Raw genomic sequence first — 20,547 nt, 5'->3', positions numbered from 1 at the left:
TTTTTGCCTTGGGTGGGGTAGTTGATCTTTGTTGGAGAGCGCCTCCCTGTTCCGAATAACATCTTAGGTTTTGCGATTTGAATGGACCTCGACAATAGAAAAGCCAAGCTACAGTCCTTGTCTCCCCGCAGCCATCACGGGCTTCGCCTGTTTGTGCGTCACCGTCTTGCTTCCAATACTCGGCTTACTCGGCTGCCTGGCGACTGTACTGTCATAACGCGCCAGTTGTGACAGCGGAATCGACACATGCTCATGCACCGACTGCCGCTCGAGGTTGTCCTCTGGATGTTTCTGTCGGTAGGCGCCCGTAATTGCCTGTGCCGATTCATCCGCCTTGAAGCGCTCATATAACCTGCGGTGACGCCGCGCCATTTCGTCATTGCCCAGTCCTTGATAGCACAGCATCAAGTTGTAGTGCGCCTGCAGGTCTTCCGGATCGACAGACAGTACGTTCTGCAGTTCGCGGATCGCGTCGTTGTATTGGCGCTTCAGGAAATACAGACGCCCGAGATCATTGCGTGCCACGCGGTCGCGCGGATATTGCGCCAGCACCGTCTCCAGATGCGCTACCGCTTGATCATACTGGCCTTCGTTCTTGAGGACGCGCGCATAGAAAAAGTTCGTGCGCGCAAGATCCGGCTTCAGCGCCAGCGCTTTCTCCAGCACCTCGCGGGCACGGTCGTTATCACCCTCCTGCACCGCCACTCGCCCCAGGTTCACCCACCCATCGGGATTTTTCGGATCAATCTCAGTGATCTTCCGGAAAGCTGCTTGTGCCCCCTTCAGGTCTCCCTGCAGCAGCAGGCCGATGCCGTAGTCATTCCAGCGCGTCCAGTCATCCGCACTTAACACCGTCGTCGGCTCCGGCGCCTTCGCTCCCTTAGCCAGCACCTGGAGAATCGCTTCGCTGCTTGACATCTCCACGATGGGCAGATTCGGAACTTCCTTTAGCTTGCCCGAAACAATGGAAGTGTCTCCCCTGAAAACCTGCATGCGATCGTCGAAGTCGGAGCTGTATTTCGCTTCTTTTTGCTGCTCATCGTACACACCTGCAAAGGCAAAGTGGGTGTTCCACCAGGCGAACTTCCGGTAGCAGAGCCGCGCTCGCAACTGGATTTTGCTTCCCGCATTGTCCGGCACATGGAGACGATAGTGGACTGTGTCGGCCGCACCCGGCGGCACCAGCCGTACATACACCACCGAACGCGTGGACCATGCATTTCGTTTGTTGATGGGATTGCCGTGCGCATCGATCTGCAACGAACGATAAAAGTGGGCGCCCTTTTCCACCGGACCTCGCCCGTCATCCTCGACCGCACCGCTCCAGAAAAGCACCTGGCCGCGATCATCGACCGCCTTCAGCTCCACCCATGTGTCATAAGCATCGACAGTGCCGCCGGGAAAGAAATGGCCCACTTTACGCGTGCGCACTACCACGTCCACGCGCACATCATCTCCGCGCCGCACGCTAGCGTTCACGCGGTTCAACGGCGCCGTTACAGGCGAGGCTTCGATTCCCGCGGCCTTCGCTCCCAACTCCCCTTCTTCGCCGACCGCAAAGGTGCTGGCCACCTCGTTCTGTGAACCTCCTTCGCCTGCAGCCCGCGGCGCCGCCGGCGAGATCGCGAAAATATCAACCGTGACGGCCTTGTCTTTCAGAAATTTTTCGGTCAGCTGCAACTGTGCCTGATCCTGATTGGCTGTCGGGACCGCCATATTGGCGGCCGGGAAACGATGCGAGTGCACGTACCCATCGATATTCGCGAAGTCGTGCGATCTCTCGAACGGCATGTGGCAGTCGGCGCATTGCTGCGGCTTCGGCGGATAGTAGAACGAACGCGCACCCTGCCCGGAAACGCCACTGGCCTGCCAGTTGTCATATTCGTTGAAGCCGCGAATCCAGCGGTAGCTGTTGACGGGTACATCGAGGTGAACTTTGTGGCAGCTCGAGCAGAACTCTGCGGTCTGCTCCCGCATGAACGGCTTGAGAAACACCCGCCGATGTGGTTCCGGATTCAGCTTGATGGTGAAATCGTGCAGCGCTCGCACAATCGGATTCCTGCTCGCCGCTAGCTCGTGCAGTTTGGGATAGGCCAGGTAGAAGTCCCCCTGCCCCATCGAGCTCTTCACCTCAACAATCGAGTGGCACATCATGCACCCAAGTCCAGCCTGCGCTTCCGGGCGATTGACGATCTGCTTGATCGGCGTGTCGAACATGCCGCTGTAGAGCAGCGCGGGATCATGGCATCCCGCGCACCATTTCGAAGGCCGTACCCCGACCACGTCCTGCATGTACTCGACGCTCTTGCGGTACCACTGATTGTTGAATGAGGAGAAATGATGTGCCGAGCTGTTCCACTGATTGAAGATGTCTTGATGGCAACGCTGGCAGGCGTCCGATTCCATGAAGTATTTCGACGGTATCAAGCCTCTGTGCCTGGTCTGCGCCGAGCTGGGGAAAAATCGACCATTGGGACCATCGCCTTCGCCATCCATCGAATCGGGCGGTAGCTGAGGATTTTGTATGCGATTGCTGGCCATGCGCTGCCACCGGACCGTTCGCATGTACCAGGCTCCTATGCTCAGCAACCCCGCGCAAACCAGCACACCGACCACCCGCCCTAGTTGAATACCAGGATTCGCAGGTTCGCTCGTACGCCTTACCAACCAGTCCGCAACCAGCAGCGCGCAGCCGACTACCATCAAGCCGATGTGCGCGTAGAGCAGCTTCCATTGCGGTCGGGAAGTTCCGGTATATACAAGCATGAGGCCGAGCACGGCGCCCACGGTTAGCATCAGCCAACCCAGCCTCGCCACCCAGCTACCCTGACGGAGGCTGCTTGGAATTCGCGGTACCAGGAAGAACGAGGCCAGCACTCCCAGCCCCGCATGCAGCAGTACAACCGCCGCGTAGAAAACATTGGCTGTGGGAAACCCGTAAAGATAAACCGCAGAAACAAACAGAGTGATCAGCAGGCCGGCAACGAATTTGGAGAACCGGCTGGTTCTGGCACGTATAGCTGGACCTGACCCCATCAACAGACACTCACCCCACGTGTCAACCGGCTGGACAAACTCGGAAGTCTATTCCCAGCTTTGTTCGCTGGTCGATAATAGGAAAATACTAGGTCTGATCATTCAGTTTTGAAAGGGCACGGCTTCGGCTCTGCCGGCCGAGGCTACAAAAGCTGCTGGCTTTAGTGTGTGCGTGAGAGCTGGTTTTTGGAGCAGCCGCGTGTTCCGAGACAGAAAGAAATGAAGTCACGAAGGGACGGGAGGTTGCGACTCATTTCTTCCCCGGCTGTTGCTGTTGCGCCTGCAAGTGTCCCCACTGCTGGGTATGTTTTTGCTCCATTTGCTGTGTTTGATGCTGATGCTGTTGTTCCACTTGCTGCCTCCTCGCCTCATTGGCGTTCTGCTGGGTGAGGCGCTCGTGATCTCGTTCCTGCTTCTGCTCTAGCTTTTGACGCTCCTGGTCTTGTTTCGCGTACAGCTTGTCCTGCTGCTGTTGATATTTCCGATCCATTCCCGGATTACCGGTGTTCGGTGCAGGAGGACGTGGATGCGGTGGAAGTTCCTTGGCGTGAATCGGGGTCGATGTCCGGGGAATGTCACCACCCGGAACTGGCACGTTGCCGTGTTCGACATCCCTACGATACGGCGCTCCCGCCTCTCGAGCCGGAACGGTTTCATGTTCGCCGAACGTTGCAGGCCGCATCGTCGCAGCCACTGGTGGCCGCCCGCGATTTTCGGATGCGCGCAACTGCGGATTGGAGTGTGCTGCAGCAAAATGCTGTGTCTGCAGTGCCGTCGGTGGCAAATGCCGCTCTCGCCTGGCAGCCTCTTCCTCCGGCGTCGGACGCGCTTCGATTCCGCCGTTCCCTCCGTTATAGCTCACGCGATTCACGCTAACGTTGCGGACGACGGTTGTGTTGTAAACGTAACGAATGTTGGTGACGTTGATATTCGTCACTGAGCGGTTGTAGAAGAAGTGTTCGCCCTCCCAGCGCCCGCCTTCATACCCATGCCCAAAATAGCCGAAGCCATAAGGAATTCCACCATAGAACCCGACCCGCGGCCCCCAATATCCGTCATGAAAAATGTAAGCCGCACCATTCCATTCCCACCACGGCGGAGTCCAGAGATAGCCAACCTGCGGCGCTAATACCCACGTCCCTGGCACCCAATAGTAGTCGCCGATGACGGAGTCAAAGGCCCAGTAGCCTGGCGTCCAAATGTAATCCTCTCCAGGACACACCGGTTGCTCGTACACTGGAAGCGCGGGAGGGGCAAACCTGACCGAAATCGCAATTTGCCCAAAAGACGCTGCCGACAATATCAGAATCACCAGCAGCAGCAAGAGTGAGCGAATAGGCCACAAAACTCGCATACGTTCTTCCCTAGGCTCAATGATCCGTGGCTTACCCGCTATGGCTAAAGTGCTGCGGCTGCGCGGATTGAGCAGATTTCAGCGGAGAATTACTGGCCTCCACCGAGCTTATTTCCCTGATTATAGAAACTCGAATGCTGAGAATTTGTTTCTTCATTTAGGCAATAATTCGAGCCGACAGCCGGGGGCCCCATGTTAGCAGTCTTTTGGCTAACGTAGCCGGTCGAGGCGCAGCCTCCACAGCCTGCATTAAGCAGTTACCTGCTCGCGCTTCAACAGCGGCGGCTCGCGATATCGGAATTTCTCTTCGATCGCGGCTGCCACTGCCAGCACCATTTCATCTTCGAATGGCCGGCCAATAATCTGCACCCCAATCGGCAGTCCTTCATGGGATCGTGACACCGGAACCACCGCCGCCGGAAAACCCAGCAGGTTAAACCACTGCGAATAAACCATGGTGTTCAGAAATGAGTCGGGACTTGTGGTCCAACAAACTTCATTGTGCCGAAATGCAGGACCGGTGGAAACCGGGCCAACCAGCACCGGAAACTCTTCCATCTGCCGCAGAACCTTTTCCCTCAGCAGGTCACGTTCACACAGAATGTTCAGCAAAGAGGTGGCCGTCAGTGGCGGCTGGGTCGATACGTGCGCACGCAAATCCCTGAGGATCGGGCTCAGTTGCTCTTCCTTTCCCTCCAGCATCGGACCGAACGCCAGCTGTCCGATCCTGCAGAAGACGTCATGCCAGAGCTCGCGCGCGCGCTCCAGGCCGTCCGGCCGAAACGCCTCGACCTGGATTCCCCGCGACCGCAGAGTCTCCGCTGCCATTCGCACCGCTGCGCGCGTCTCCGGCGTCACCGGATGCAATCCGTCGTCTTCAAAGTAACCGATCGCGGCACGACGAAGCTCGCTCTCACCGATCTCGACCAGCGGCACCGGCACGGACACTGGATCACCCACGTCCTCTCCCGCAATTACTCCCAGCATCAAATGAAGATCCTCGACCGTGCGCGCCATCGGTCCCACCGATCCTAGCCAGGCGAACGGCCCCAGCCCTTGCGGAAAATGTCCCGCCCCGGGGATCCGCCCCGGGGTTGGCTTCAATCCGCAGATTCCGCAGAAATGCGCCGGCACTCGGACCGATCCTCCGCCATCGCTGCCTACGCCCGCCGCCGACATGCACGCGGCGATCGCTGCCGACTCTCCTCCGCTGGAACCACCCGCAGTCCGGGTCAGGTCCCATGGGTTGCTGGTCCGCCCGTAGATCTCGTTGTCCGTCTCGTACGCCATCAGGAATTCCGGCGTATTGGTAACGCCTAACACGATCGCTCCCGCCGCCCGCAGCCGCGCAACCAGTACCGCATCTTTGGCAGGTATATTTCCCAGCCGCGTTCGGCTGCCCGTTTCGCACTTCACGCCGGCCACATCGATGCAGCTCTTGATGCTGATGGGGACGCCGTGCATCGCGCCCAGTTCCGCGCGTTCTCGTACTGCGGCCTCAGCTGCAGCCGCTTCGGCGCGCGCTTCCCTGGCCCGCAGATCTACATAAGCGTTTAGTTTCGGATTCAGTTCTTCGATCCGTGCCAGGTGCGCCTCTACCAGTTCGACCGGTGAAACTTGATTGCGCCGCACAGCTTCTGCCATCTGCGACGCCGAACCGCGGCTGATGTCATCGTTTTCTATGATCATGGAAACACCCGGTCGCCGAGCCTACGGGACCAGCTTTGAAACTGTCAAACGGCTTCTCATTGACACATCCGGCTCATTTTCATAGTCTGGCGCGCCGGAAAAGCGCCATGAAAATCATGCGACCATTGGCAGCCTTCGTCTTTGCGCTCCTTCTCTCAGCCTTCGCCAGCGCCAGTTGGGAGTCGCTCGGCAACGTCACCGCCGTGGAACAGCAGCCCCACGCGATCATACTCACGCTAGGAAAGGCTCGCCTCAGCATCACCGCAATCAACGACTCGGTCATTCGCGTACGCGTCGCTCCCAGCGGCGCTTTTCCTGAAGACTATTCCTGGGCCGTAGTCTCCGGAGCCAATACTCCCAGTGGCAACTTCAATCTTCAGGACTCCGCTGGCGTTCTCACCGCTTCCACGCCAGAACTGACGCTTCGCATCGAAAAATCGCCGCTGCGGATTTCCTTCTTCGATACCTCAAATCAAATCATCCTGCAGGAAGATTCACATCATCCCGTCGCATTCGACGGTGGCGAGTTCCGCGTTTACGAATCGATGCCGCAGGACGAGCACTATTACGGCCTGGGCGACCATCCCGGTCCGCTCGACCGCCGTGGCCTCGCTTTTACACACTGGAACACCGATACTTCCGGCTGGCAGGAATCGGACGACCCCCTTTACAAGACCATTCCGTTTTTCATCGGCCTGCGCCGCGGCAGAGCCTACGGAATTTTTCTCGACAACACCTGGCGGAGTTCCTTCGATTTCGGCAAGGAATTACGCGATGCATACTCCTTCGGCTCCGATGGCGGCGAACTCAACTACTACTTTATCTATGGCCCTCATCCCAAAGCCATCATCCAGCGCTACGCCGATCTCACCGGCAGGATGCCGCTTCCGCCTCTCTGGGCGCTCGCCTACCAGCAGTCGCGCTACAGCTACTATCCCGAGGCGCGAGTGCGTGAGATCGCCCGCACTTTCCGTGACAAGCGAATTCCCGCGGACGTCATCTACCTCGACATCGACTACCAGCAGAACAATCGTCCCTTTACCGTCAACCGCGAGCGCTTCCCCCACTTCGAGCAGATGATCCGCGACCTCCGCCAGCAGGGCTTCCGCATCGTCCTGATCACCGACTTGCACGTTGCTCAACTGCCCAACATGAACTACAAGCCTTACGACGAAGGCATCGCCGGAAACTATTTCGTCCATAATCCGGATGGGTCTCCTTTTGTCGGCGTAGTCTGGCCAGGACCCAGTGTCTTTCCCGACTTCACCTGGGCTCCTGCGCGGGAATGGTGGGGAACGCTCTACCAGGACTTTGTCGCCGACGGCGCGGCCGGCTTTTGGAACGACATGAACGAGCCCTCAGTCTTCTTCCGCCCCGACAAAACCATGCCGCTCGACACTGTGCACCGCATGGATAGCGGCGGCACGGCCACGCACCGCCAGGTGCACAACATTTTCGGCCTGGAGAATACCCGCGGAACTTATGAAGGCCTGCTGAAGCTTCAGCCCAACACTCGTCCCTTCGTGCTCACTCGCGCCAGCTATGCCGGCGGCCAGCGTTATGCCGCCTCCTGGACCGGAGATAACTGCAGCACCTGGAATCACTACCGCATTTCTATTCCCACCCTGCTGAACCTCGGGCTCTCCGGCTTCACCCTCATCGGCGACGATATTGGCGGCTATAAGGGCAGCCCGCCTCCGGACCTGCTCACCCGCTGGTTCGAGCTCGGTACTTTCAATCCTTTCTTTCGCGACCACACCGAGGTGGGATCAGCCGACCAGGAGCCCTGGGCGCACGGGCCCGAACACGAGGCTATCCGCAGACGTTATATCGAACTACGATATAAGCTGATGCCTTACATCTATACCTCGGTCGAAGCCTCGACTCACACGGGGTTCCCCCTCATGCGGCCGGTCTTCCTGGAGTACCCCGATCTGGAATTCGACCAGAACACGTCATTCTTCTTTGGGCCAGATCTTTTCGTCTCGCCCCAGGTCGACGAAACCTTGGACGCCGCCAAAATTGCCTTGCCGACCGGGGATTGGTATGACTACTGGACGGGATTGCGCGTCGATCGCGCCGCTCTGAAGCCCTTCAGGATTGCCCTCGATCAGGTTCCGCTCTACGTGCGCGCGGGCGCGATCATTCCCCAGCAGCCACTGGTGCAGAGCACCGCCGAAACTCCCCAGGGTCCGCTTGAGTTGCGCGTCTATCCCGGGCCGAACTGCCAGGGGCGTCTCTATCTCGACGACGGCACTACCTTCAACTACAAGAAAGGCGAATTCCTTCGTGCCGCACTGACCTGCGAAGCCACGCCCAAATCCGTGGCCTTGAAAATCAGCGCCGCAGACGGCAGCTACCAACCCTGGTTCCAATCGCTCCAATGGACTGTTTTCGGAGCCAAGGCCAAGCCAGCTCGCATCACCGTCAACGGGCAACCGCTTAGTGCAGGCTTCGATGAAAAGGAGCAGTCCGTGACATTCACCACGCCGTATACAAAGGCGGCCGGCGAGATCGTCATCAGCTACTAACCTCTTTCCCATTGCGGTTTCGTCATCAACCACGGAGGCGTTTCAATCTTCTCATCACGAGCGGCATGCCTAAGGTCACGTAGGAACCGACGTCTTCGTCCGTTACGGACGAGGCTAAAGCCTCGACTCGTTTTGCAGGGGCCTCGCCCTCCAGCCGAGCTAAACGACTTGAATCTAGTTATCATCACGAGTGGCCGCCCGCAGGCCGCGAGGGATGCAGTTCTCATTCACGAGAACTATTCTGCTCCTGCGTCTGCCCCGTACAATGGATCGCCCTCATGAAATCGGATAGAACGCAGTTTTACGCACCCTCGGTACTCGTTATCCTCGCGCTCGGTACTGTTTTCCTCGCCGCCGCGCCTCAAGGTAAGAAACCGGAAGCCACACCTGACCAGAGCAAGGCCAAATCGCCGACTTCAGTACTCAACCGCTCCGATGAGGCCGCGCGTCTCAACAACCTCGGCACGGCGTACATGAATCAGCAATCGTTCGAAAAGGCAGCCAGGCTGTTTCAGCAGGCGTATGCACTCGATCCCCGGCTCGCGCAAGCCCACCTGAACGAAGGCATTGCACTCTTGAACCTGCAGAAGACGGATGATGCGAAACGCAATCTCGAGGAAGTCATCAAGCAGGAACCGGAAAACGCGCGCGCCTGGTACAACCTCGGACTGCTCTACAAGGGAGTTGCGGACAACGACGCCGCTCTCGACGCCTTCCAGCACGCGGTGGAATACGCGCCCAATGATGCCAATGCTTACTACTTCCTGGGCCTGATGTATTCGCAGAAGCAGCAACCAAAAGAAGCCATCGCCGCCTTTCAGCACGCGCTGAGAATCGAGCCCTATCACGCATCGGCCGAATTCGGCCTGGCGCGCGCCTATCAGAAAGACGGCCAGGCAACCGAGGCGAAGGCGCACCTGACGCGCTTCCAGCAGATCACGCAGCAGAAGCTGGGCGTGCCCTTGACCCTCGCCTATGGCGACCAAGGACAACTTTCGCTCGCACAGCCCGTGGCCACAAAGATCGAAGATGCCGGTCCGCCGATCCCGGTGAAGTTTGTGGTCGCGCAAGGAACCGGGCTCTCGCGATCGACTCCGCCTCCGCTGCCAGATGGGATAGAAGCCCTGCTTGGCCGCGGTGCCTGCTTCATCGACTACGATCTCGATGGTCTCCCCGACCTGTTCCTGACAGCCGGTGGCAAGCAGGGAGGAATGGCGCTCTATCACAACCTGGGAAAAGGTCGCTTTGAGGAAGTCACCACCGCCGCCGGTCTCGATCCAAAACGTCCGGCCATTGCCTGCGCCGTTTCCGATTACGACAACGATACGTTTCCTGATCTGGCCATCTCCTTCGGTGACTCCATCGCGCTCTATCACAACGAGCACCAGGGCAAGTTCAAGGATGTGACCGAAGCCGCAGGATTGTCGAAAGCCAAAGCTGGCGCCCTCGCCTTTGCAGGGCTGCTCTGGGTAGACTTCGACCACGACGGCGATACCGACCTCCTCGTCACCAATCGCCAGCAGGGCGCAACCGATGCCGAAGGGAACAAGCCGCACAATTTTCTTTTTCGCAACAACGGCAATGGCGCATTCACAGATTTCACGGAAGAATCTGGCCTCGGCAGACCCGACGCTGCCACCTTCGGCGGCGCGCTAAGCGACTTCAACAACGATCGTGCGGTGGATTTCATCCTGAGCGGCCGCGCTACGCAAATTCTCCTGAACCCCCGCGAAGGAAAATTCCTTCCGCTCGAAAAAATGCCGGAGATTCCCGGGCCCACACTCGGCATCGCTGTCCTCGATTTCAACAAAGATACCTGGATGGATCTGGCATTCACGCACGACAAGGCTCCCGGTCTGACACTCTGGCGGAATCTCGACGGTCGAACCCTGGAGCCAGTGCCGCTGCCGCCGACCAACTGGGTGCGCGCCTGGGGCGTAACCGCCCTCGACTACGACAACGACGGCTATCTCGATCTCGCTGCAGTGGGAGAAACCGCAGACGGCAAGTTCGAAGCCCGCTTGTTCCGCAATCTGGGCCGCGCAGGATTCAAAGACGTCACTGCTGACGTTGGCCTGGACAAAATCCAGCTTAAAGACCCGCGTGCCATCATGGGCGTCGACTACGACGGCGACGGTGACACCGATCTGCTCATCACCCAGAATAGCGGGCCTGCTCTTCTGCTGCGCAACGATGGTGGCAATGCCAACCACGCTTTGCGCATCGCCCTCAAGGGCCTCAACGACAACCGCAGTGGGATCGGAACCAAGGTCGAGGTATTCGCGGGCACGCTTTCGCAAAAATGGGAACTCAGCGGAGCCGGCTATTTGGGGCAAGGTGCAGTGGACATCCTGGCAGGCCTGGGCAAGCAGCAGCAGGCCGACGTCGTTCGCCTGCTGTGGCCAACGGGCGTCGTGCAGGACGAGATCGAAATCAGCGCTGCTAAGCCCGCCAGAATTCTCGAGATCGATCGCCGCGGCAGTTCCTGTCCAGTGCTGTTTGCCTGGGATGGCACGCGCTATCGCTTCATCGGCGACATGATTGGCGCGGGCGTAATCGGACATTGGGTCGGCCCGGGAGAGCGCAACGTTCCCGATCCCACGGAGTATCTCAAGGTCGATGGCGCCACCGTCAAAGCTCGCGATGGCCGCCTGAGCTTCCGTTTCATGGAGCCCATGGAAGAAGCGGTATATCTCGATCAGGTGCGGCTGTTGGCCATCGATCATCCGCAGGATGTGACCGTCAATCCTAACGAATATTTCGCCAGCAATCCTCCTTACCCCGAGTTCAAAGTCATCAGCAGCCGCAAGGCAGACCTCTCTCTTCCTGCCGGAGCTTGGGACGACAAAGGTCGTGACGTGCTCGCAAAGGTGGCGCGAATCGATCACGATTACGTCAGCGGATTCCGCCTGCTGAGCTTCGCCGGCTTCGCCGAACCGCACTATCTTGAACTCGATCTCGGCCAGCGGTATGGCGGCGGATCGTTGCGCCTGCTCTTGCACGGCTTCATCGAGTACTTCACCGCTACCGGGATGTTCGCCGCGCACCAGGCCGGCATTGATCCCGTCGCTCCCTACGTCGAAGCTCAGGACTCTAACGGCAAATGGCTTCGCGTCGTCGATGATATGGGCTTCCCCGCCGGTCTTCCCCGCACCACCGTCGCCGATCTCTCCGGCAAGCTTCCCCTCGGAACACGCCGCATCCGCATCGGCACCAATCTGCAGATCTATTGGGACCAGATCCTTATCGACCGCACCACGCAAGCGCCGGAATTTCGCCTGAGCAAGGTCCCGCTGGCAAAAGCCGATCTCGGCTTTCACGGCTATCCGCGTGATATCGAGCGCCCCGCCAACGCCAAGGGCGATCATTATTATGTGTATGAGGACGTGAGCCTCAGCGGTCCCTACGTGCGCCAGCCCGGGGCCTACACCAGGCCCGGCAACGTGCTCGATCTGCTCGAGCGTGTCGATGACCGGTTCGTGATCTTCGGATCCGGCGACGAAGTGCGGCTCGACTTCGATCCCGCAAAGCTTCCGCCTCTACCCGCGGGCTGGACCCGTGATTACTTCTTTTTCGCCGACGGATTCGAAAAAGACATGGATTTCTACGCCGCCGAGGGTCTCACCGTCGCTCCCCTGCCCTTCCATGAAATGGGCACCTACCCCTATCCTGCGGCGAAGAATTATCCACTTGATGTCGAACACCTGAATTACTTGCTCGATTTCAACACACGCTTCTACTCAGAAACGCCAACGCAAGAATTCCGGTTTAGATTCGCGCCAGCTCGCAAAGCAAGAGCGCCGCAGCGACTAGAGGGACCGGCAGGGCCGGGTCAATAGGGAGAGCGGGTCCATAGGCAGAGCCTGTCATTCTGAGCGAGGGTAGCGAGCGAAGAATCTATGCATTTGGATCTTCGGATGCCCTAGGGCGGGCAATCCCGCCGGCCGGCCCTGTCCAGCTTCAACCGCGACACAGAATTTCCACACACCTTGTCAGCACGAGGAGGACGTCAGTCCGACGAGGGATCTGCAGTTTTCTGCCGTCTCCGACCACAGTGCGCGCAAAAGCATCCGCCGGTTCTACGCCGTAGCTCTGCCTTTGAACAGCCGATAGATGGCCAGCAGGAGGATTGCTCCCACCAGCGACATAATGAATCCGGCTGACTGTCCTTCGTGGTACCAGCCTACGGCGCGTCCCAGATAGGTTGCGATGACGGAACCGGCAATTCCCAGCAGCATGGTCACGATAATGCCGCCCGGATCCTTGCCAGGCATGATCAGCTTGGCCAGCGCACCAACGACCAATCCGATGATTGCAGCCCAAAGTAGCGAGAGCATTTGGTCCTCCTAATGAGTGAAACGGAACCTTCAATCTTCCGCTAGGACCCGGATCGCCGACGCCAGCCTTTTCAGTCTATGGCTATCTTGCCCATCAAGCAACTTCCAGGTCACGCACGGCTGCGTAAGTACCTGTAAGTACGTCACCAGGTCCTAGCCGATAGAGGCGGGGCTACCGGGGATCGTTCCCGGTGGCACCATAGCCGGGAGGAATTCAGACACGTGGCTGGCTCCAGGTGATCCGCACCCGACTATTTAGGCTGTAAGCCCCTTGTTGACAATCAGGCGAACTTCGACCCTCCGACTCTGTTGCCGGCCCTGTGCCGACTTCGCAGTAGCTTCCTCGGTTTCGCCCAGTCCGACCGGCGCAAGGATCCGCCGCAGCGGTACTTTGCCGATCTGCTGCAGGTACTGAACTACAGCCTCCGCGCGCTTCTCGCTGAGGACCTGGTTTTTCTCTGCATTCCCGGTCGGATCTGCATAACCCGCCACTTCGATCATGTATCCCTTCAACGAACGGGACTGCTCGACCAGACCATCGAGATCCTTCTTGGCCTCCGGGCTGAGACCGAATTTGTTCACATCAAAGTAGACCGTCACAAAGGCCTTGGTGTCGTAGTCGTCGAGGCTGGAAAGGCGCTGGTGTATGGAATCGACTCCGGCGTTGGCAATATCCGCCGAGGCTTGGGCCTTTTCCGCCGAAGCCTGCGCCTTATCTGCTGATAGTTGAGCAGTCTTTACATCCCCCTCGGTCTGCGCCTGTTTGGCCTCCAGTGGCGCCACGCGCGTCTGCATTGCCTTTGCGATCTTCAGATCGTCGGGGTTGAAACTTATGTTTTCTGCGAGCAGTTGCCCCTCGCTGTTGCCAATCCCTTTTGCTTCCACCTTCAGGCCCGGGAGCAAGGCTGTCGCGTCCAGGCTCTCCTTTCTCAGTTTAAGTGCGCCCTTCTTTAGCTGGATCTTGGTTGCATCTCCCAGTACGACCATTACCGTCGCACCATCGCCCTCCAGAACGCGGACGATGTCTCCATCGCGCGCACTGATAATGCCCTTCACCTCACCCTTCTCACCACTAGCAATTGCGCGGACTTTCATCGAAGCAGCCGAGGCCAGGCCAACCATTGCAATCAGCACGACCGCCAGCAACATCAGAAACTTGAAATCGCGCACAATTGGACCGTCAGAACCATTCCTGGGTGTCATCTTTTCCCTCCTTAACATTGTTTGAGAACTCTCAACACGGATGTTTGTGATTTGCGAAATGCCGAATTGGGAGGGGCAACTGTCAGTTGCCCTGTTTACAGTAGGTACGGAGTCGATCATAATGACCGCTCGCCCGCAGCCGACACTGTCATTTCTACCAGTGCCAGGGTCGAGCGAATCCGTTTAGCATCTGTAGCGTTCTGCTGTAGTGTCCTCCGCTGGTGTTCTGCGCGCGTACGAGGAGAATTCGCAATGAGTGCGACTCTGGCTGAACCAAGAGTAGCGCCAGCCAGGGTGTCTGTCTGGCCCCGATACCCTTCTCTCTATGAGATCAACACCTGGGTCTGGCTTTCCGAGCTAGGCCAGAAATACGGGAAGAAAGTTGATTTGTCCGCGGTCCCTTCGGCCGAATGGGATGCCATTGCCTCTTATGGTTTCGACGCTGTTTGGCTAATGGGGGTTTGGGAACGGAGTCCTGCCGGTATCGCGATCTCTAATCAGAACCAAAACCTGCTTGCCGATTTCCGCCGCGCCCTTCCCGACTTTCGTCCCGACGACAATGTGGGATCCCCCTACTGCATCCGTGGCTACGCCGTTGACCGGCATCTGGGAGGTCCTGAAGGTCTCGCGGTCGCCCGCCGAGAACTCGCCAAACGCGGCATGAACCTGCTTCTCGACTTCGTTCCGAATCATGTCGCGCCAGATCATCCCTGGGCCGCCGAACATCCCGAGTACTTCATCCGTGGCAACGCCGGCGATCTGCGCAATGATCCCTCCTCCTTCATTGAGGTGCATGGAAATGTCATTGCACGCGGACGTGACCCTTACTTTCCCGCATGGCAAGACGTCGTGCAGTTGAACGCGTTTGCCCCCGGACTTCGACAATCTGCGATTGAGACCGTCTCCAGCATTGCCCAGCAATGCGACGGGATTCGTTGCGACATGGCAATGTTGTTCCTGAACCAGGTCTTCGAGCGTACCTGGGGTAGCCGTGCTGGACCGCGGCCCGCAACCGAGTATTGGATCGATTTGATCGTCACGATCAAGAAGAAGTATCCCGGATTCCTCTTCGCTGCCGAAGCTTACTGGGATCTGGAATGGGATCTCCAGCAGCAAGGTTTTGACTTCTGCTATGACAAGAAGCTCTACGATCGGCTGGAACACGGCAATGCCGAAAGCGCCCGCCTTCATCTCTGTGCTGATCTTGCGTACCAGGCCAAACTGCTGCGTTTCATCGAGAACCACGACGAGCCACGGGCGGCGGCAACCTTCTTACCCGCAAAGCAAGAAGCCGCTGCCCTGACCACAGCCACTCTGCCTGGAGCAAAGTTATTCCATGAAGGGCAGTTCGATGGTCGCAAGGTAAGACTTCCGGTCTTTCTGGGCAGGCGTCCTACTGAACCCGTCGATTCCAACTTGCACACCTTCTATAGCAAGCTCCTGGAATCCATCCATCGCCCCATTTTTCACGAAGGCCAATGGGCCTTGTGCGAGCGTACCGGTTGGCCGGATAATGCCAGCTTCCAGAATTTGGTCGCCTGGAGCTGGTTGCGGGGCGACGAGTGGTACCTTATCGTTGTCAACCTGAGCGATTACACCTCACAGGCCCAGGTTCAAGTTCCGTGGGCTGATGTGCCCGGCGGACACTGGAAGTTAGCCGACCTGCTCTCAGGCGCGGTCTTTGAGCGCGACGGAAATCAGATGCGGTCGCCAGGTCTCTACGTGGAACTCGAGCCCTGGCACTATCACTTTCTTCGATGTTCGCCCGTGAAACGGGCATAGAACACGCTGCGGGATCGAGTAGTTCTTATACAACAGCGCACTTACAGGCACACCATAAGGAGAGAGCAATGACACCGTCCCCGAAGTCCCCAATTGCCTACATCGAAACCAACGAGCAGCGCCGCCTGAACGATGCCCGAGAAAACGGCGTTCCCTGGAAGAAGTGGGGTCCATATCTCAGTGAAAGGCAATGGGGCACGGTGCGCGAAGACTACAGCCAGGATGGCAATGCCTGGAACTATTTTAGTCATGACCAGAGTCGCTCTCGCGCCTATCGCTGGGGAGAAGATGGCCTGGCAGGGATCTCCGACGACAAGCAGCAACTGTGTTTTTCAGTGGCCCTGTGGAATGGTCGTGATCCCATCCTGAAAGAGCGCATGTTCGGCTTGACAAACAGCGAGGGCAATCACGGCGAGGACGTGAAGGAGTACTACTTCTATCTCGATAGCACCCCCACTCACTCCTACATGAAACATCTCTATAAATATCCCCAGGCAGAATTTCCCTACAGGGACCTGGTGCAAACCAACAAGCGCCGCTCGCGCGAAGAGTTCGAATATGAACTGCTCGACACCGGAGTATTCGATAAGGACCGCTATTTCGATGTGTTCGTCGAATATGCCAAGGCGGACCCAGAAGACATTTTGATTAAAATCTCGGTTCACAACCGCGGCCCCGAGGCAGCCGAACTGCATGTGCTTCCCACGCTCTGGTTTCGCAACACCTGGTCATGGGAGCGCGACGCAGACAAACCGGTGTTGCGCCAGGGTGGAGAGGGCGCGGTTCTGGCATCGCATCCTCAACTCGGCGATCGCACACTTCAGTGCGAAGGCAATCCCGAGCTCTTGTTTACGGAAAATGAATCCAATGCGAAGCGCCTATGGGGTCAACCGAACCCCTCACCTTACGTGAAAGATGCATTTCACGAGTACGTGGTATCTGGTCGGCGCGAAGCTGTGAATCCGTCCAGGATAGGCACGAAGGCTGCCGCGCACTACCGTCTCCAAGTCCCTGCCGGTGGCAGCAAAACAGTACGCCTGCGCCTGAGCGCGAAACCACCCGCCGAGCCTTTTAAGACATTCGACCAGACGTTCGCCGCTCGTCTGGCTGACGCCGACGAATTCTATGACCGCATCACTCCCCATTCTCTAAGCGAAGACGAACGCCGCGTGCACCGCCAGGCCCTCGCCGGGATGCTGTGGACGAAGCAGTACTACTATTTCGACCTTGATCGCTGGCTGGAGGAGCATGATTCCCATCCCCTGTTAGGATCGGGTCGGGGCCGCGCCAGGAATACCGAGTGGTTCCATATGTTGAACCGCGACGTCATCTCCATGCCTGACAAGTGGGAGTATCCCTGGTATGCGGCATGGGACTTGGCTTTTCACACCATCGCCCTGGCTATGGTTGATTTCGATTTTGCCAAGGATCAGCTCTTGCTTATGCTCCGCAATCTCTACGCCCATCCCAACGGGCAGATTCCCGCCTACGAGTGGAACTTCAGCGACGTGAATCCTCCCGTTCATGCCTGGGCCACACTGTTCCTCTTCAACATGGAGAAGGAGCTGGGCCGGTCCGATCTGCGCTTCCTCGAGCGCTCTTTCCAGGGGTTAATGTTGAATTTCAACTGGTGGGTCAACCGCAAGGATCCGGAAGGAAAGAATGTTTTCGCCGGCGGATTTCTCGGGTTGGACAACATCGGAGTCTTCGACCGCAGCGCCCAGCTTCCAACCGGCGGGCATCTCGATCAGGCGGACGGCACGGCGTGGATGGCCTTCTATTGCCAGAACATGCTGGAGATCGCCCTTATCCTGACTGACTACGACTCCATGTATGAAGACATCGCCTTCCGCTTCCTCGAGCACTTTATCTGGATCACCTACGCCATGGACCGGATCGGCGAGAACCATGACGAAATGTGGGACAGCAAGGACGGGTTCTTCTACGATCTGCTACACGTGCCCAATGGCGATGCAATGCGGCTGAGAGTGCGGTCCATGGTGGGCTTATTGCCCCTCTGTGCCTCCACTGTACTCGAAGCAAGTGGAGCCCTGCCTCGCCATCCCCGGTTGGTGGAATTGGTCGAGTTGTTTAAGAAGCGTCATCCCGATTTACTGAAGCATATTGCTCCCGCCGACGAGAAGTTTGTTGGCTATGCTGACCGCCGGATTATGTCGGTCTGTAATAAGGAGAAAATCGAGCGCATTCTGGCTTACATGCTCGATGAGAATGAGTTTTTCGGCCCCTATGGCATACGCTCGCTTTCCAAATATCACCTCGAGCATCCATTTGTGTTTCATCTGGGCGCAGACGAATACAAGGTTCAATATCTCCCGGCAGAGTCGAACACCGGAATGTTCGGCGGCAATTCCAACTGGCGTGGCCCGGTATGGATGCCGGTGAACGTCCTGCTGCTCCGAGCTTTGTTCAACCTCTATCAATTCTATGGGGACGACTTCAAAGTCGAGTGCCCCACCGGTTCCGGAAAGTACATGACACTCTTTGAGGTGGCTCAGGAGCTCGGCCACAGGCTGTCCAGCATCTTTCTGCGCGATAAGAATGGCAAACGCCCGGTCTATGGAGGATGCAAAAAGTTTCAGGAAGATCCGCACTGGAAAGACTACATTCTGTTCTACGAGTACTTTCACGGCGATAACGGCGCAGGGCTCGGCGCATCTCACCAGACTGGATGGACCGGAACCATCGCTCGCGTGATTGACTCGCTTGCGCGTCTGACTGCGACGGATGTCCTGCACACGTCCAAGGACGATCTCGTCGCGCGCATGACCCGCGAACAGGTCGCAGGATGAAGCCGTAAAATACGAAGCTTCTGTTGGCTTGCTTGCCCTCGCAAGCTAGAGCGGCGGGCAACGTGCGGTCTAAGGGCTGCAGGAGTTGGAGTCGCTTATGGGCCGGTCTAAGAAGATGATGTTGATTAGTCTCCTTCTGGGTCTGTTTGCGCTCTGCAGCTGTCAGGGCCTGATTCACGACACACAAAGCCTGCTCGCCCCCAGGTTTCACCGTTCCGAGATCTTTGGTTTTCTGGCGGGTTTTGGAACAACCTTCGCCGCTTTGCCCGATTTGATTGCCATGCTCCGGCGTCGCTCAAGCGCCGGCATGAACCCCAGGATGGCGGCCATTATGGGCGTCTTCCAGATCCTCTGGGTCTATTACGGCTTGTTAATCGTTTCCCGGCCGGTGGTCATCTGGAACGTGGTCGCGATAGTGATCAATTTCCTGAGCGTCGGCGCGTATTTCTATTTCCTGAATAAGGAGAAAGCCCAAGTCAAAGGGTGAAAGACCTTGTGAAGGGGCAGGATTTTCAGTCGTCCCGTAGTGTGCCTCCCCATACGTCATCCCGACCAAGCAATAGGTTCGCCCGCAGGCGATCCTATCCCCGCGTGGAGGGACGTGCCTTTTTCGCCGATAGTCCAAAATGTCAGACGCACCTTTTCACTTCAGGCCGAATGTCCAGGTGAGTCCTGAACTGGTTCCGTAATCGCTTCCGGAAAACCCAGGCGGCGGCCGATTGTCCCAGTTCCCATAGAACGAGACATTCCATTTCAGATTGCTGACGATCTTGATGTAGTACGCCGCATTCGTACCGAATCGTACCCGTCCTGGGTCAGAAAAAGCTGGCAAAAGCGCCGCGGTTACGTTGAGATTGGTTTTGCTGAATTTGAACAGCCTTGCTTCTGCGTAGATCAATGCTGCTGCAACGTTCTGGCCCGTTAGAGAAGTGCTCGATTGCTTGTAATCCGTCTTTTGGTAGGCAACGCCCCCAAGCAGCGCGATACTTGCACGGTTTGTGTTCTTCAAATACCGCCCCACCCCGCCGCCGTATGTGCTCTGCAATGAGATTCCCTGCTCCGAGCTCTGCAGGAATGACGCCAGCCCAGAGTAGAACCAATTGTTTTGTCTCATTAAATGCCGAGCGCTCAGAATCAAAGAGTTGCGAGTGGAAGCATTCGTCCCGGAGCTGGAGGATAGGTTGGAATCGAAGCTGGCTCCGGCACTCCAGCGTTCGCGAACGTATGCTGTTTCCGAGCTCAAGCTGTACTGAGTCGATTGATTGCCTTTTGAGTAGATTACTCCAAAGCCTACCTCGCCGTTGAAGCGCTGCCAGAACTTGTCTGAAGTCGCAATCATTTGCACGATTTGCGAGACTTCAAGCAGTTGTTCCTGATCCGGCTCCTTCACTACCTGAATTCTTACCGGCCGGTCGGCGGCCGTCTCCGGCGTACGCAGCGTTCCCATGTAGACAGAGCCATCCTCTGTTTTCACAACGAATAACTGCTGGCTTTCCAGGCGGGCCACTTTCGACCAATCAACCGAAGCTGTGCCGTCGATGTAGTCGAAGCTCACATACAGCACACCTGCATCCAGCCCCTTCACCTCGCACATCATGTGATCGCCGTTCTTCATGATCAGCACATCCGTCTTATCCCGGGCAAGGAGGGGCATAGCTGGGAGGAGTGCAAGAAAAAGAACAATACTTCGAGTGTTCATGGCGGGCTCTTGTCGACGAATTCGCAGTCAACGGCTCACTTTTGCCGTTCCGATTAGAAGGCCTTAGAGGCGCACGCGCACTTCGACTTACAGTTTGTACGATGAT

General features: G+C 57.6%; 11 protein-coding genes. 5 read left to right on the top strand and 6 right to left on the bottom strand.

Features of this window, described 5'->3' with window-relative positions:
• Nucleotides 1–108 precede the first annotated feature (108 nt).
• The 3 genes from VEG30_04095 to VEG30_04085 form a co-directional block, all read right to left on the bottom strand.
• The gene (locus tag VEG30_04095) at nucleotides 109–3,036 is read right to left on the bottom strand and encodes a tetratricopeptide repeat protein (protein ID HXZ79087.1); all 2,928 of its coding nucleotides are present in this window, start codon (nucleotides 3,034–3,036) and stop codon (nucleotides 109–111) included.
• 250 nt (nucleotides 3,037–3,286) lie between these two features.
• Nucleotides 3,287–4,390, bottom strand: a complete 1,104-nt coding sequence (locus VEG30_04090; GenBank protein ID HXZ79086.1) for a YXWGXW repeat-containing protein — start codon at nucleotides 4,388–4,390, stop codon at nucleotides 3,287–3,289.
• Between the two features lie 249 nt (nucleotides 4,391–4,639).
• A complete protein-coding gene (locus tag VEG30_04085; protein HXZ79085.1) occupies nucleotides 4,640–6,079 on the bottom strand; it encodes an amidase in 1,440 nt (479 codons plus the stop codon).
• Between the two features lie 107 nt (nucleotides 6,080–6,186).
• On the opposite strand from VEG30_04085, the gene VEG30_04080 reads away from it, so the two are divergent.
• Together VEG30_04080 and VEG30_04075 are read left to right on the top strand one after the other, a co-directional pair.
• The gene (locus VEG30_04080; GenBank protein ID HXZ79084.1) at nucleotides 6,187–8,610 is read left to right on the top strand and encodes a TIM-barrel domain-containing protein; all 2,424 of its coding nucleotides are present in this window, start codon (nucleotides 6,187–6,189) and stop codon (nucleotides 8,608–8,610) included.
• Between the two features lie 278 nt (nucleotides 8,611–8,888).
• A complete protein-coding gene (locus VEG30_04075) occupies nucleotides 8,889–12,449 on the top strand; it encodes an FG-GAP-like repeat-containing protein (GenBank protein ID HXZ79083.1) in 3,561 nt (1,186 codons plus the stop codon).
• Between the two features lie 240 nt (nucleotides 12,450–12,689).
• On the opposite strand, the gene VEG30_04070 is transcribed toward VEG30_04075, so the two are convergent.
• Both VEG30_04070 and VEG30_04065 read right to left on the bottom strand, forming a co-directional pair.
• Nucleotides 12,690–12,947 carry a GlsB/YeaQ/YmgE family stress response membrane protein gene (locus tag VEG30_04070; protein ID HXZ79082.1) on the bottom strand — a complete coding sequence of 86 codons (258 nt, stop codon included), beginning with the start codon at nucleotides 12,945–12,947 and terminating at the stop codon, nucleotides 12,690–12,692.
• A 255-nt stretch (nucleotides 12,948–13,202) separates the two neighbouring features.
• Nucleotides 13,203–14,150, bottom strand: coding sequence for an OmpA family protein (locus VEG30_04065; GenBank protein ID HXZ79081.1), 948 nt, complete (start codon nucleotides 14,148–14,150; stop codon nucleotides 13,203–13,205).
• 252 nt (nucleotides 14,151–14,402) lie between these two features.
• Here VEG30_04065 and VEG30_04060 point away from each other — a divergent pair, with 252 nt between their 5' ends.
• The 3 genes from VEG30_04060 to VEG30_04050 all read left to right on the top strand — a co-directional run bounded on the left by VEG30_04060 (nucleotide 14,403) and on the right by VEG30_04050 (nucleotide 19,229).
• Nucleotides 14,403–15,932, top strand: coding sequence for an alpha-amylase family glycosyl hydrolase (locus tag VEG30_04060; GenBank protein HXZ79080.1), 1,530 nt, complete (start codon nucleotides 14,403–14,405; stop codon nucleotides 15,930–15,932).
• Nucleotides 15,933–16,000: 68 nt separating this feature from the next.
• Entirely contained in the window at nucleotides 16,001–18,742 is a 2,742-nt protein-coding gene (locus VEG30_04055; GenBank protein HXZ79079.1) for a glucosidase, read from the top strand.
• Nucleotides 18,743–18,839: 97 nt separating this feature from the next.
• Nucleotides 18,840–19,229 (top strand): SemiSWEET family transporter, encoded by a 390-nt coding sequence (locus VEG30_04050; GenBank protein HXZ79078.1) that lies wholly within the window; start codon nucleotides 18,840–18,842, stop codon nucleotides 19,227–19,229.
• A 156-nt stretch (nucleotides 19,230–19,385) separates the two neighbouring features.
• Here VEG30_04050 and VEG30_04045 read toward each other — a convergent pair whose 3' ends face one another.
• The gene (locus VEG30_04045) at nucleotides 19,386–20,441 is read right to left on the bottom strand and encodes a DUF481 domain-containing protein (protein HXZ79077.1); all 1,056 of its coding nucleotides are present in this window, start codon (nucleotides 20,439–20,441) and stop codon (nucleotides 19,386–19,388) included.
• Between the last annotated feature and the right edge of the window lie 106 nt (nucleotides 20,442–20,547).

This window comes from Terriglobales bacterium, from assembly GCA_035624455.1.
Taxonomy (GTDB): domain Bacteria; phylum Acidobacteriota; class Terriglobia; order Terriglobales; family Acidobacteriaceae; genus DASPRM01.
The sequence above is the reverse complement of the archived record's forward strand: the minus strand, read 5'-3'. Positions and strand labels throughout refer to the sequence as shown.